Below are 12632 nucleotides of genomic sequence, written 5' to 3' on the forward strand. Positions count from 1 at the left end.
GCGCCCCACCGGACGATGCGCGTTTACGCCTTGGAGGCAGCGGCCTCGTCAGCCCAACCCTGGACGAACGCGGTCTGCACGGCCTCCCAGTTGCTGTCGGACTGGTCGGCGGCGTACGTGGTGAGCGCGGAGCCCACGCCGTTCTTCCACTCCTCGGACGGCATGGTGGAGAAGCACCACTTCACCGGGGTCTTGTCGGCGTTGATCTCGTCGGCGAGCTGGTTCAGCACGTTATCGGAGGGCAGGTTCTTCTCGAACGGGATCACGAAGCCCATGCCGGCCTCGCCGGACGGCATGGCGCCGTCGGCGCCGCACATGGCCTGGACGCCGGTGTCGGACGTGACGCACCAGTTGATGAAGTCGAGCGTCGCCTGGATGTCCTCCTCGGAGGCGTTCTTGTTCACGCACCAGTAGTTCTCGGAGCCCGTGCAGATGCCCTGGTCCTCTTCGCCCTCGACGCCGATGTAGATGGGCAGCAGGCCGATGTTGTCATCGGTGACGTTGCTCCCGTCGGTGACGATGTTCGCGTACTCCCACGTGCCGTTCTGATAGAACACGCACTGGCCGGTGTTGAACTCGGCGGTGGCGTCGTCGGCGGTCTTCGTGGAGAGGAGCGTGGGCTCGCAGGTGGCGTTGTTGATGTAGAGGTCCCAGATCTGGCGGTACTGCGGCAGGTAGGTGCCTTTGATGGCGTCGGTGGTGTCGATGCCGTCGGCCTTGTACTCATAGTAGATGGGCAGGTTCGCCAGGTGGGTCTTGAAGCGCCAGTCGGAGCTGGAGTCCATGCCGGCGGAGCCGAACGCGCTGAAGCCGAGCTCGTCCTTGCGGGCGGTGATGTCCTCAGCGACCTTCTTGAGGTCCTCGAAGTTCGTGATGTCGTCCGCGCTGTAGCCGGCCTGCTCGAGCAGGTCCTTGTTGTAGATGAGGCCGTAGGACTCGATGACGTAGGCGATGCCCTTCGTCTTGTCGTCGTCGCCCTTCAGGGCGTAGTCCTCCTTGGTGAGCTGGCCCATGATGTCCGTGTCATCGAGGTCGTAGCAATAATCGACCCAGTTGGCCAGGCCGACCGGCCCGTTGACCTGGAAGAGCGTGGGGGCATCGGTCTTGGCCATCTCGGACTTGAGCGTGGTCTCGTACTGGCCGGAGGCAGCGGTGAGGACGGTCACCGGCACGCCGGTCTCCTCGGTGTAGATCGTGGCGAGCTCCTGCCACTGCACATCCTGTTCGGGCTTGAAGTTGAGGTAGTAGACCTTACCGGACGCCTTGTCGGAGCCGCTACCGGAAGCGCTCTCGTTGGAGCCCGAGCAGCCCGTCGCCGCGACGGCAGCGACACCCGCCGTAGCACCGAGCCCTGCCGTGATGAATTGACGACGATTAAGCATGATGACTTCCTCCTCACGTTGTCATCCGAAATTGGAAACGTTTCCAATTTCTTCTGGTTCCATTATTCCACGCTTGGAAAACAATGGAATGAAACGTTTCCAAAATTACCGTTCGCGGAGGACGTGTCACCGCTCACCGTTCACCATTCGGCGAGCGGTCGCCGCCATGGAAACAGTTCCATCATGAGTCATTGGGGACGGGTTCAATTGACTCATATGTAAAATAACCCCAGGGGTATTTTTACATCGCATCATGCAAGAGTGCCCCTGGGGTTGTTTTACCTGGTACATCATCTCGGCTTGAGAGGGCGCCATGCTGCATGTCATCATCTCCCCCGCCAAACAGATGCGCATCGCGCGCGACTCGTTCTCGCCGCGCGGCATCCCGCCCTTCCCCGACGCGACAGAGCACCTGTACCGTGCGCTGCTCGCCATCGAGCGCGCGCACGGCGCGGACGGCCTCAAGGGGCTCTGGCGCGTAAACGACAAGCTTCTCGCCCAAAACGTCGAGCGCCTGCACGCGTTCGTGCCCGTCCGGGATGCGGCGCAACTCGAGGAGCCGGGCATCGCGCGCACGGTCTCGCCCGCCGCGTTCTCGTATATCGGCATCCAGTACCAGAGCCTTGCGCCCGAGGTGCTCGACCTGGACGCCCTCGCGTGGCTCGAGGAGCATCTCTGGATCCTCTCGGGCTTCTATGGCTGCGTCCGGCCGTTCGATGCCGTCGAGCCCTACCGCCTCGAGATGGGCGCGAAGCTCGCGGTGAACGGCGCGCGCGACCTCTATGCGTTCTGGGGCGATCGCATCGCGCGCGCAATCGAGGGTGCTGTGGCGGAGCGTGCGGGCACGGCGCCCGAGCCCGCCGTCATCGTGAACCTCGCGAGCGTCGAGTACGCCAAGGCGGTGCTCCCCCATGCGGCACCCACCACGCAGGTCATCACCTGCATCTTCGGCGAGGAGCTGCGCGGCGGCAAACCCATGCAGCGCGCCACGGCGAGCAAGATCGCCCGCGGCTCCATGGTGCGCTGGATGGCGGAGCAGCGCATCGAGCATGCCCGCGACCTCGTTCGGTTCGACGTCGGCTACCGCCACGCCCCCGAATTCGACCGCGAGCGCAGGCTCAAGACGGGCGCGACGGAGCGAACGCTCACCTTTATACGTTATGACGCCCAAGCATAAAGGCGCTCAGAACAAGTTCGAGCGTCCTCAAGGCCCCAAGCGGAGCCCGCAAGCCCCCGCTTACACCAGATAGCGCTCGCGCAGCAGCTCGACCTCGGCCGGCGTGACCTCGAGCGCCTCGTTGATGTAGCCCATGAGGCTGCCGTAGCGCTCGGTCGCGGCGTCGCGGGCGGCGCGCAGCGCGCGGATGACGGCCGGGTAGCTGAAGGACTGCTCGTTCGTCGCGAAGATGTTGGTCGCGAGGTAATCCGCCTCGATGTCCTCCCAATCCACGCCGAGCACCGTCTCCATGAGCGCCGAGGCGAGGCCGCAGCGGTCGCGCCCCACGGAGCAGTGCCACAGCGCCGCGCCCTCGGGGAGCTCGATGATCGAGCGCAGGAGCGCGCGGTAGCCGAGCATGCCCGACGCGCTCATGAGCAGGTAGCGGTACATGACCTCCATGCTGTCGTCGGTGTCGTCGCGCATGGAACGCTCGAACTCGCGGCGCTCGCGCGCGATCTTCTCGCGTGTCGCCTTCTCCTGCGTGATGCCCTCGGCGCTGCGCGCGAGGATGTCGGCGTGCACGTAGCGCGCGCCCGGAAAGGCGTCCATGGGGTCGGGGATCTCGATGAGCTCCTCGACGTTGCGCAGGTCGACGACGAGCCCCAGGTGGTACTCGTCGCGCAGGCGGTTGAGGTCGGCGTCGCTGCCGAAGCCGAGCGCTCCGGAGCGCAGCAGCAGCTTGGGCTTCACCCGCGAGCCCTCGGCAGCGGCCAGGCCACCCAGGTCGCGCGTGTTCGGCAGGTGGCCGAAATCGATCCAGCCGTAGGTCTCGCGCCCCGCCGGACCCATCGCCGCGGGGACCTCGACCTCGATGGGCGCATGCTCCTCGAAAAAGGCGATGCGGCGCGCGATGCGCTCCTCGACCTCCGGGATGCCGCCCGGAGCCGCCCCGGCGATGCTCCCCTCCTGCGGATACAGCTCTTCGGCGATTGCCATGGCGCTCTCCTTCGTCCTCACGTCGTTCTTCCGACGAACCATTGTGCCATCAAGCTGCACGAAACGCATCAAGCAACGGTAAGTACACGGAACGACCGCGGGGCGGCGGCGATGCAGGCGCGGGCGGATGGCGCGGCGGGCGCGACACAACCTACCGCGAGATGACCTCCGCGCCGAACGGCAGGAGCGAGAGCTGCGCCATCTTGAAAAGCTGGAGGCCGATGGGGATGCCGATGATGGTGATGCAGTATAGGCAGCCGAGGATGAGGTACGCGAGCGCCATCCACGCGCCGCACAGCACGAGCCACACGACGTTGGCGATGGTCGACGCCACGCCGCCCCCGTAGGCGATGTCCACGCCGAACGGCGCGAGCGTGAGCCGGGCCATCTTGAACGCCTGCAATCCGAGCGGGATGCCGATGACCGTGATGCAGAGGATGCAGCCGGCGAAGCACCACGCGACCGCGGTGGCGAGCCCGCCGAAGATGATCCAGATGATGTTGGCGATGAGCGACATCGTTCCTCCTATCGATGGGGCGTCGCCGAGCGTGCGCCGCCGAACGTTCGTACCAGACGCGTGTTTTTTGAGACAGTTCCGGGCACGTGCTCCCTTGCCCGTCGGGATACCGGCTGCTTTTCAGGTTCAATACTTAGAGGGGTTCCCGTTATCACGGTTTTGTATTCGCTGCGGTGGCTGCGCAGGCTCCGCCGCTGGATCGTCGTCACTGCAAGACGGCGTGCCGGGTGCGGTTTGTCCCTTTTATCCGCTCTCATGTGCTACCATGTGAGGTGGACGGCCGTTGTTGCACCGGTTCGGCCGCTCCTTTACAACAGCTTTTCAGGCTGGAGAGTGGCCGCTTTCGGTTATCCGAGGGCGGCCGCTTTCCTTTTCCGATGAGAAGCCCGAACGATATAGTCGCAACCGCCAGCCTAGCGATGCGCAGCCGTCCCATTTCCTCGCAGCAATCCGCCTTATACCTGCTCCGAAAGAACGCTCCCGGTTATCACCGTTCCTGTTCCGGATGCCCAGGGCATCGGAACGTCAACTCCGCTGCGTTTGATAGATGCGCAGATGGCGACCGCTCCAATAACTTGAAAACAAGTGAGAGCCCATCCCCTCTCTCCGCAAAAGACGTGCGCGGCTATCTCCTCGATGCGGCGGAGCGATATACAATCTCGAGAAGGAAATACGCGGGACCAGCCACACGCCTGATGACCGCATACGATTTCTGAAGGAGTCGGGGCTCGATGAAGGTGATTGACAGCTGGAATGTCGCGGGCATGACGCTCCTGACACTTTCCGAATCCATCCCAAAGGGCAGCTGGAACAAGGTCACCATCGATGGCGAGAGCTTCAAGCCCTTAATCCCGTTGTACGCAGGAGATATTTCCCGCGTGAAGAACAATTCGATCGGGATCCGAGGCGAGCACGACTTCACCGGTAAAACGATCGAGTTCGTCTAGCCTACCCGCATAATCAACCAATCCGCTAAATGATTGTTCAATAAATCGGACACCTGCATGTCTCGTAGGTGAGTCAAACAGGACGCCCAACTTGTAAATGGATCAAACGGGAACATGACAAAGGTCGTGCCGATCCGGAAGAAGTGAGTTTCCACGAGTGGTGAGCCATCGAGGGAACGAGGAAAGCGCGCGGCAAGCGACCTGCCGAACACGTTGAACCGGACTGCACAGCACAGGCACGTCAAGGGCTCGAAGGGGTGCGGTGAAAAGGCATCGTCGATGCGCGCGAAGGGTTCGTCCTTCCCCGCGCCGAGCCATCTGGTCGTCAGCGGGGATGAGGAGGATGGATTCAGAAGGCGCTATACCGGAAAGGGCACGCCGCGTCGGCTCTTTGAACGGGCAGGCGCACGTGGCGCAGATTGGACTGTCGGGTATATTGTCAACAAGGACAGATACGAAGCCTTGATCAGGGGATTCAAGATCCACTACTCGAAGCGCGGAACGCACATCGTGCCGTTCGAGGTATATGAGGAGATGGAAGATGCTTAGGGTAGCCGACATAGAGCACCTATTCGGCAAGGAGGTCAAGATAACCTGCACCGATGGGGAGATCGTGCGCGGCAGGTTCTACGGCAAGACCACCGAGGCGGACGACCCCGACGAGCCGGAGAGCATCGACATCACCGGCTGGAAGCACCCGATCACATGCATCGAGATGAATGAGATCGCGAGCATCGAGGAAGCGTGAACAGCGAGACGAACTTTCGCCAAACTCAAGTCTGTCGTGAGGTCGAACCGATTCAGCAAATCACTCTGCCCCTTGGTCAGTGCCATACCTTCTCCTCTCCCGCCTCCCTGCCCGACATGCCGTTATGGTTCTATCTCTCTCCGGGTTCACGACCACGACCGCATCCCGCTCTACGATTGCCCGCGATCTCCCTCTCCGAACGTCGACTATGGCTGCCTTTCGTTTGATTACCAGCCAGAATGCCGCTACGCCAAAACCTCTCCGCGGCTTCGCTCCATGTCCTCGCGAATCAGCCGCTTGATGTAGCCCGCCTTGTTCGGCTGGGAGTCCAGCCATTCCCACCGCTCGTCCTCGGCGGGGTAGAACGCCACCACCGCGCGCCGCACGTTGTTCTTCAGGTACTTCACCGTGGCGCGCTTCTGAGCCTCGGTGTACGGCATGGCTACCGCCTCCGGTTCTTGATCAGGAGGTACGCGACCCCCACGCCGAACGTCACGGCGAAAGCCCTGAGCACGTCGAGCACGAACTCGCCCATATGTCCTCCTTCGTGGTACCATGCGGGTGAGGCGGTGGGGCGGTTGCCGCCGCCCCTTCACCTCCTTATTTTCCGGGCTTGCGGAAGTGTTCGCCGTCACGCTTCGCTTCCGCTCGCCGCTCTTCCCGCCCGCTCAGGCGCTTGTCTATGGCGCAGTATATGACCGAGGCGTTTGATTACCAGTCAGAATACCGCTGCTCCAAAACCCCTAGGGCTTCACCGCGTCGATGACGCCCTTCGCGGCGCGCTCGGCCTCCTCGTCGGCGAAGCGCTCCATGATGGCGCGCTCGCAGATCTGGTCGAAATCGGGTTGCAGGCCATGCTCGGCGCGGAGCGAGTCCGCGACATCGCATTCGCTCTCGAACAGCTGGAGCTCGTCCGCCGGAAGTGCTTCAAGCATTCTGGAAAGAAGCATTGAATCGTCCTCGACGGTGAACTCTGTTCTCCATTCGGCCCAAAAATCGCTCCAAATGCTCAACTCGCGCCCCCGTTTGACTACCAGTCTGAACGCCACTGCTCCAAAACCAGTGGGCTGCTACTCGTCATCCCTGCCGGCGTAGGGGTAGGCCGCCTCGACGCCGGGGATGGGTCCGTCGAAGTCGAAGACCCTCGAGTACTGCTTATAGAGCCCGTCGTAACGTATAAGCGCGACCATGGGCTTCGGCGGGAGGGACTTGACCATGTCGATATACGCATCGACCCCATATGTCCCGGAATCGATCGCATCGAAGATCATGCTGCCCGTCAATTTGACGGCCTCGGTGTAATCGTCGTAGTCGATTCCGAGCAGGCGACTCTTCTCGTGCACATCAATGGCCGTCATCTAGAACACGACCCCTTCTTCCGCGAGCCGCTCCATCTCGGGAATAACGCCCTTCCAGGGGCTGTAGTCCGCCTCGTCGTCCCACGTCTCGCCGCACTCGATGCAGTCGAGCATCGCCTGCCCCTTGTCCCACGTCTCGAGGAACTCCACGGACGGCCACATGAAGGGCAGGATCGGAGTCCTTGCGTCGAGGCCGAAGACCTCGTGGTAGCGGGCCTCTATCTCCTCGGTCTCTTCCCAGCTATGCTGCGCCATTCGGAATCGCCTCCAAAAGCCCGTCCATGGCGTGTGTCGCCTGTGGGATGGAATACGATTGTACCAACCAGCCACTCGGATGGCTCAAATCTAGGGACGGTTAGGGAAATGATACGGTTCTCGCTCGACAGCATCGACGACCGCACGGCGGTGTACACGTTTCTGCCCGAGAACGATGCCTCGGTGCCCGGCAAGGCGATGATCGACCGTGAATCGGGCGAGGTGTCCGTGGTTGAGGAGTCGAGCGCTGACTTCAACCACGTCTACGCCGGCCACATGTTCTCGAAACTCCGCGAGTTCAACGAATCCGGGCGCTTCGAGGAGTCCGGGTATGCAATCTGGTGGTAAAGGCCGCCACGACGAAAGCGCAGCAGAGCCCCTGCGAGGAGGCTCCTGCCAAGCTAAGCCCTACTCTTGAAGAGCTCTGTGTGCTCCGCCCTCACCTCTTTCGATACCTTCGCATAAGATCGCCGAATCCATTCAGGCCAGTCCGAGGTGTCGGAATACGGGTCATACGACGCGGTGTCATCGTCATCGATCAGAAGGCCGAACTCATGGTCTTCTAAGATGACCTCGCCTTCCTCATCCTGAACCATCTTCGCTCCTCATTCTCCTCAACGACCATCCGAAGGGTGGCGTCTTCGATGATGCGCCGGTTCGATATATCGGGGTTATCTGCCCTGGTTATATCACAATATTATTCTAATACCTCGATTACCTCGGGGGTTTCGCGTGCAATCTCCCATTGCGTACCGTCGCGGCACGTAATTACCGACTCCCTGATCCAACCGTTCCCGGCCACCGTCTTTATGTCAATCCATGATGGCGGCGTGCCGTTGGGATGGTTGCGCGACAGAACGACTCCTCTTCCTCTCGACGCAGCCTATCAACGCCAGATGCTGGTTTGATTGCCCGCCAGAATGCCATTGATCAAAACGGTATAATAGATTTGCTTTTCGGTTCCGCTCCGAGCTCGGCTTGGTTCTGGAACCGTTTTTTATCTCGCGATGCGCCCATCCATACCGCGCTTGTCTATGAGAAGCGCCTGGGGAGTTGCTTGATTACCAGCCAGAATGCCAGCGCTACAAAACGGCGGTTCATTCCGCCATCGCGCCGCCGCATCGGCTGCGGCATGCCTATACGGGAGCCTCGGCGGCTCCCCTGCCTGACGGGATGCTATGCCCGGTGTCACGCGGCATGAAAGAAGCCCCCTCGCGGGGGCTCCCGTTGAATCGAGTTGTCGGGCCGCCCTACTCCCCGGGCGCGTGCGCCAGGGCATAGGCGCGGAACTCTGGCGTCAGTTCCATGTCGTACTTCTCGAAATGGTACGCGTCATCGCTATCCCAGCAGAAGCCGTCGCGCCCCGTCGCCGCGAGCGGTATGTCGGTCCACTCGCCCGTCACCTTGTCGATGACGTACCCGGCGGCGAAGATATCAAACTCTGAGGCTTCGAAGAAGCGAGCGATCGCCGCCTTGTCGGGATCAGGCTTGCCGAACACGCGGCCACTTGCGCGGTCATATGCGTACCTCATGCCTGCCCCTCCTGCTCCTGCGGGTGGAACGTCACCCTTTCGCCGTCATCGTCGTATTTCTTATCCCCTATTGCAACCCTTCCATCTGGTTTGCTTACCAGTCAGAATGCCACTACTCCAAAACATTACGTGAGAGAGACATCTCAGAGATTCGTTGACGACGGAACGCTTGATGAGGTGATCATCATCCGCCCTGGCGGGGATCTCATTCATCTTAGATAAGCGGAAAGGCGCTACTCTGCCTCGGTTCTTAACCGGGGGGGTGTGCGCCTATCCAATCTGATTATACCTCAACGGGGTGTGGCGGAAACGGCAGACGCGCGTGCCCAGAAGCACGTGGGGGACCCGTGCGGGTTCGAGTCCCGCCGCCCCAACCATAGGAGGAAGAGATGGACATCCCGTTTGATTACCAGCCAGAATGCCAATGCCCCAAACCTCGAAAGGACATATAGGAAAGACCGCGTCCCTGCACGGGATCGGAACCTCTCTTATTGCGTCACGATCAAGCCCAACTACAGGGGCAACCCAAGTAGCCGGCTTCAGCAAAACAGAAGCCCGCCCTGCGCCATCCAGCCTTGTCCAAACCCTATTTTCGCTCCGAGAATGCGGCGACGATGTTGTTGCCATACTGCCGACGATACACCTTCTGGTTGCACTGGAACACGCATGCAGCGAGCACCTCGGCCGCATAGATGACCCCGGCATCCGTCCCCATCGAAGCGGATGGAACAGAGCGATCGCTGATTTCGAGCACCTTGATGTGCACATCCGCAATCTCGACGAGTGGGCTCTTCCCAGCATTCGATATCGCGATAACGGGAATCCCGCGACTCTTCGCATATTCCGCGATGCCGACCGATTCCGACTTCTCGCCGGACTTCGACACGATGATGACCACGTCTCGTTCGGAATCGAGCTGGAACACGCGTCGCTTGGTAAGAATGGCATTGCTTTCGCACAATGCTCCCTTGCCGATCTCGATAAGCAGCTCGCAAAGGTACGACGCGAAAAGATTGCTCGTCGTATATCCGTAGCAAACGATGTTGCGCGCGCCGTCGATCAACTTGGCAGCACGCGCGAAACACTCCGCATCATTGCTCTGGCGAATGGACTGGATGATGTCGCACGTGCGCTTTTCCAGCTTATCCAAGATGTCAGAAGGCGTATCCGATTCGATGATTTCCGAGGTAGACTCCCCCACCGAATTCTTCGCGTCATCGATCATCTCGCCAAACATGCGATACCCGAGCTTCTTTGAGAAGCGGACTACGGTCGCCTGCCCGATTCCCAAGCGCTCCGCGAGATCATATGAGGTCATTCCGCCCACATCAGCACCGTTGATGATGAGGTAGTCCGCGATCTTCTTCTCGGTCATCGTGAGCTTGGTGTAGAGACTGTTTACTTTGGTTGAGAACATCGTGTGCCTCGCTGAGGGGTGGGAACGTGATGGCTCCACTATATCTGAATCGGGCTCCGTGCACGAAAAACAATCGGCTGGTGCAGATGAATAACGTTCTACCGGATGCGGAAGCGCCCCGTGCACGCTACGCGCGGGGCGCCTTCGCGGCATCCTATCCCAGCACCCGAGAAAACACCTCGGGCACCCGGCGCGGACACGAAACCTCACGCGCCGCGTCCGCGAGCATCTCGAGCGCCAAGCGCTCGCGGGGCTCGCACGGGTCGAGTTCGGTCACCGCGCGCACCGCCGCGTCAATACCGAGTTCGCGTATCAGGCGCGCTATCTCCACCGATTGCGGCTCAGCGTCGTCTTCGTAGCAGAAGCCATGTGCCGCTGCACGCAAGATGAAATACGGGGTGATTCCTTGCTCAATGCAAAGCAAGGCCGGCCCCAGGAACCGATCGCCTTTCTTGAGCTTACGAATCGGCTGTCGAACGATTCGTGCGATACGGTCGTGGAAATAGGGCGTGTCGAATTTCTCCATCATGGTTCTGATGGCGGCCTCGTCCGGCACGGGAATACCGTACGCCGCTTCAAGCGCGCGCCTGCCTTCAAACCACGCATAGAGCGCAAGGGCGCCGATACGCGCGTCCTCGATCGCCTCGTTGACCGTCGTGTATCCGGCGAACGCGCCCATGAATCCCAGCGAGCAATGGATGAGGTTCTCACTCCAGATCTTCTCGATCATGCTGAGCTCGACATCCGGATCGATGTGGAAGAACGAGGGAAGGCGATGCCCCACCTTAAAGGGCAGGCAATCCTCCACGGGTAGCACGGACTTGTTGTCGCCGGTGAGCGCGAACCGCTCCGCCCCCGCGCCCGCATGAACCACCTTCCGATTCGCTTTCGAGGTGGCAAGCGCCACATACGTGCGGGCGTACGCACGCTCGTCCTCGTTGAGCTGCGCCTCGATAGCGCGTTGGAAATACTCGTGGAGCCCCACGAAGTTCCCGCCCAGTATGACGGCTACCACGTCCTCCACACCGCGCGCCTTCCGGACGCGCACCATTTCGGCAAGATCGCAGGCAACGTCATCGAACGATTTGGGAAACACCGCAACCGCAATGTACGTCGCCCGAGCCAGCGCATCAAGGTAGGCGTCGCGATCAGCCACGTCCACGCACGAGAATCCGTCTACGCGCACGTGCTCGACGGAGCCCGTAAGCAAATCCTTCTCCTCAACCGTGTAATACCCCTGCTCGCGCAGGCCGCGCACGAGCGCCGCGTCGGTGTCGGCAAAGGTCAGCTCGTAGCAGCCCTCCTTATAGAAGAGGGCACCGAACATGCCGCGTCCGGTCTGGCCCGCGCCCACGATCACCACGCGTTCCGGCTCCATGGGTCACGCCTCCTTCGCATGGTAGGAGATCGCGATGCAGTCCATGTCACCCTGCAGCTCGAACGGGCCGAAGCCTGCTGGGACGAGCAGCGTCTCCCCCATGCCGATCGACGTGCCGCCGACGCTGCCCGCGCCCGCCACGCAGGTGATGAACAGAAACGAGTCGTATCCAAACGACGTTTCCCCTTCAACCTTCATGCGCAGGGCGACGTACTCGCCGTCCACATCGTGGTAGGTGATGAGCTTCATGCCCGGTACCTGCACCGGATGCGGTGGCTCCGCGCGAAACGGAACCTCCGGAAAGTGCACGCAGGCATAGACGTCATCAAGGGCGAGCGGGCGAGCGGGATCGTTGCGGTCATTGTCGAAGAACCGATACGTGATGTCGCCGTTCGTCCCGAACGTCGCCGAGACCGCGCCTGCACCGTTCCCGCCATGGATGACACCCGCCGGCGTGTGGACGAAATCACCGTCGTGCACCTTAAGGGTGTCGAACAGACGATTCCAGTCGCGCCGCTCCACACAGTCCTTGAACTCCTCGAGCGAAGCGACCTTATGGCCGAAAAGCCAGGTACCGACATGCCCCTCGTCATCAAGCGTCACCGCGCCCGACACCTTTCCACGACATCCTTCGTGCGCAAGCGCATAGGCATCGTCAGGGTGGAGCTGATAGGACTGGAAGCCCTCGTTGCAGGTGATGGTCATGCGCACGGGGAAAACCTCGTCAGGGCAGGCGAAAAGCTCACGATGCGACGCATAGAACGCCGAGAGGGGCTCGCCGGTCTCGCGCACGATGTTATCCAGCTCGCCGGGCAGCGCGATGACGCAATAGATGGTCCCCACATTGGGCAGGTCGGTATCGATGCCGAAACGGTCTATAAGCTTCTGCCCTGCCCAAACAAACGATTTATAAATGGGCTCGATATGGTATATCCGCTTCATG

At 61.1% G+C, this 12632-nt stretch carries 17 protein-coding genes and 1 tRNA gene; 6 read left to right on the top strand and 12 right to left on the bottom strand.

Features of this window, described 5'->3' with window-relative positions; genetic code table 11:
- Positions 1-23 precede the first annotated feature (23 nt).
- A complete protein-coding gene (locus tag BN423_RS03550) occupies positions 24-1382 on the bottom strand; it encodes an ABC transporter substrate-binding protein (RefSeq protein WP_019238891.1) in 1359 nt (452 codons plus the stop codon).
- Between the two features lie 313 nt (positions 1383-1695).
- Here BN423_RS03550 and BN423_RS03555 point away from each other — a divergent pair, with 313 nt between their 5' ends.
- Positions 1696-2559 (top strand): YaaA family protein, encoded by an 864-nt coding sequence (locus BN423_RS03555; protein WP_019238892.1) that lies wholly within the window; start codon positions 1696-1698, stop codon positions 2557-2559.
- A 60-nt stretch (positions 2560-2619) separates the two neighbouring features.
- On the opposite strand, the gene BN423_RS03560 is transcribed toward BN423_RS03555, so the two are convergent.
- Both BN423_RS03560 and BN423_RS03565 read right to left on the bottom strand, forming a co-directional pair.
- Entirely contained in the window at positions 2620-3537 is a 918-nt protein-coding gene (locus tag BN423_RS03560; RefSeq protein WP_019238893.1) for a tyrosine-protein phosphatase, read from the bottom strand.
- 151 nt (positions 3538-3688) lie between these two features.
- Positions 3689-4054: a YccF domain-containing protein gene (locus BN423_RS03565; RefSeq protein WP_019238894.1), complete on the bottom strand. Its 366-nt coding sequence runs from the start codon at positions 4052-4054 to the stop codon at positions 3689-3691.
- Between the two features lie 731 nt (positions 4055-4785).
- On the opposite strand from BN423_RS03565, the gene BN423_RS03570 reads away from it, so the two are divergent.
- The 3 genes from BN423_RS03570 (at position 4786) to BN423_RS03580 (ending at position 5749) form a co-directional block, all read left to right on the top strand.
- A complete protein-coding gene (locus BN423_RS03570; RefSeq protein WP_019238895.1) occupies positions 4786-5001 on the top strand; it encodes a hypothetical protein in 216 nt (71 codons plus the stop codon).
- A gap of 213 nt (positions 5002-5214) precedes the next feature.
- Positions 5215-5550 carry a polymorphic toxin type 50 domain-containing protein gene (locus BN423_RS03575; protein WP_071784289.1) on the top strand — a complete coding sequence of 112 codons (336 nt, stop codon included), beginning with the start codon at positions 5215-5217 and terminating at the stop codon, positions 5548-5550.
- The gene (locus BN423_RS03580; protein ID WP_019238897.1) at positions 5543-5749 is read left to right on the top strand and encodes a hypothetical protein; all 207 of its coding nucleotides are present in this window, start codon (positions 5543-5545) and stop codon (positions 5747-5749) included. The genes BN423_RS03575 and BN423_RS03580 overlap by 8 nt, the downstream gene beginning before the upstream one ends.
- A 245-nt stretch (positions 5750-5994) precedes the next feature.
- On the opposite strand, the gene BN423_RS03585 is transcribed toward BN423_RS03580, so the two are convergent.
- The 4 genes from BN423_RS03585 to BN423_RS03605 all read right to left on the bottom strand — a co-directional run bounded on the left by BN423_RS03585 (position 5995) and on the right by BN423_RS03605 (position 7362).
- Positions 5995-6189: a hypothetical protein gene (locus BN423_RS03585; protein ID WP_019238898.1), complete on the bottom strand. Its 195-nt coding sequence runs from the start codon at positions 6187-6189 to the stop codon at positions 5995-5997.
- 303 nt (positions 6190-6492) lie between these two features.
- Positions 6493-6699, bottom strand: coding sequence for a hypothetical protein (locus BN423_RS03595; RefSeq protein WP_232385485.1), 207 nt, complete (start codon positions 6697-6699; stop codon positions 6493-6495).
- A gap of 120 nt (positions 6700-6819) precedes the next feature.
- Positions 6820-7107 carry a hypothetical protein gene (locus BN423_RS03600; RefSeq protein WP_019238901.1) on the bottom strand — a complete coding sequence of 96 codons (288 nt, stop codon included), beginning with the start codon at positions 7105-7107 and terminating at the stop codon, positions 6820-6822.
- Positions 7108-7362, bottom strand: a complete 255-nt coding sequence (locus tag BN423_RS03605; protein WP_019238902.1) for a hypothetical protein — start codon at positions 7360-7362, stop codon at positions 7108-7110.
- Positions 7363-7470: 108 nt separating this feature from the next.
- On the opposite strand from BN423_RS03605, the gene BN423_RS03610 reads away from it, so the two are divergent.
- Positions 7471-7710 (top strand): hypothetical protein, encoded by a 240-nt coding sequence (locus BN423_RS03610; protein ID WP_019238903.1) that lies wholly within the window; start codon positions 7471-7473, stop codon positions 7708-7710.
- A gap of 53 nt (positions 7711-7763) precedes the next feature.
- Here BN423_RS03610 and BN423_RS03615 read toward each other — a convergent pair whose 3' ends face one another.
- Both BN423_RS03615 and BN423_RS03620 read right to left on the bottom strand, forming a co-directional pair.
- Positions 7764-7958, bottom strand: a complete 195-nt coding sequence (locus BN423_RS03615; protein ID WP_019238904.1) for a hypothetical protein — start codon at positions 7956-7958, stop codon at positions 7764-7766.
- Positions 7959-8612: 654 nt separating this feature from the next.
- The gene (locus BN423_RS03620) at positions 8613-8894 is read right to left on the bottom strand and encodes a hypothetical protein (protein ID WP_019238905.1); all 282 of its coding nucleotides are present in this window, start codon (positions 8892-8894) and stop codon (positions 8613-8615) included.
- Between the two features lie 294 nt (positions 8895-9188).
- Here BN423_RS03620 and BN423_RS03625 point away from each other — a divergent pair.
- Positions 9189-9271 (top strand) — tRNA-OTHER (locus BN423_RS03625).
- 209 nt (positions 9272-9480) lie between these two features.
- Here the strand turns inward: BN423_RS03625 and BN423_RS03630 are convergent.
- From BN423_RS03630 to BN423_RS03640, 3 genes are all read right to left on the bottom strand, one after another.
- Complete coding sequence (locus BN423_RS03630; RefSeq protein ID WP_019238906.1) at positions 9481-10311, bottom strand: MurR/RpiR family transcriptional regulator; 831 nt, start codon at positions 10309-10311, stop codon at positions 9481-9483.
- 154 nt (positions 10312-10465) lie between these two features.
- A complete protein-coding gene (locus BN423_RS03635; protein ID WP_019238907.1) occupies positions 10466-11689 on the bottom strand; it encodes a mannitol dehydrogenase family protein in 1224 nt (407 codons plus the stop codon).
- Positions 11690-11692: 3 nt separating this feature from the next.
- A complete protein-coding gene (locus BN423_RS03640; RefSeq protein WP_019238908.1) occupies positions 11693-12631 on the bottom strand; it encodes a cupin domain-containing protein in 939 nt (312 codons plus the stop codon).
- Position 12632: the final 1 nt, after the last annotated feature.

It is taken from the genome of Enorma timonensis (assembly GCF_000321165.1).
Classification (GTDB): Bacteria; Actinomycetota; Coriobacteriia; order Coriobacteriales; family Coriobacteriaceae; genus Enorma.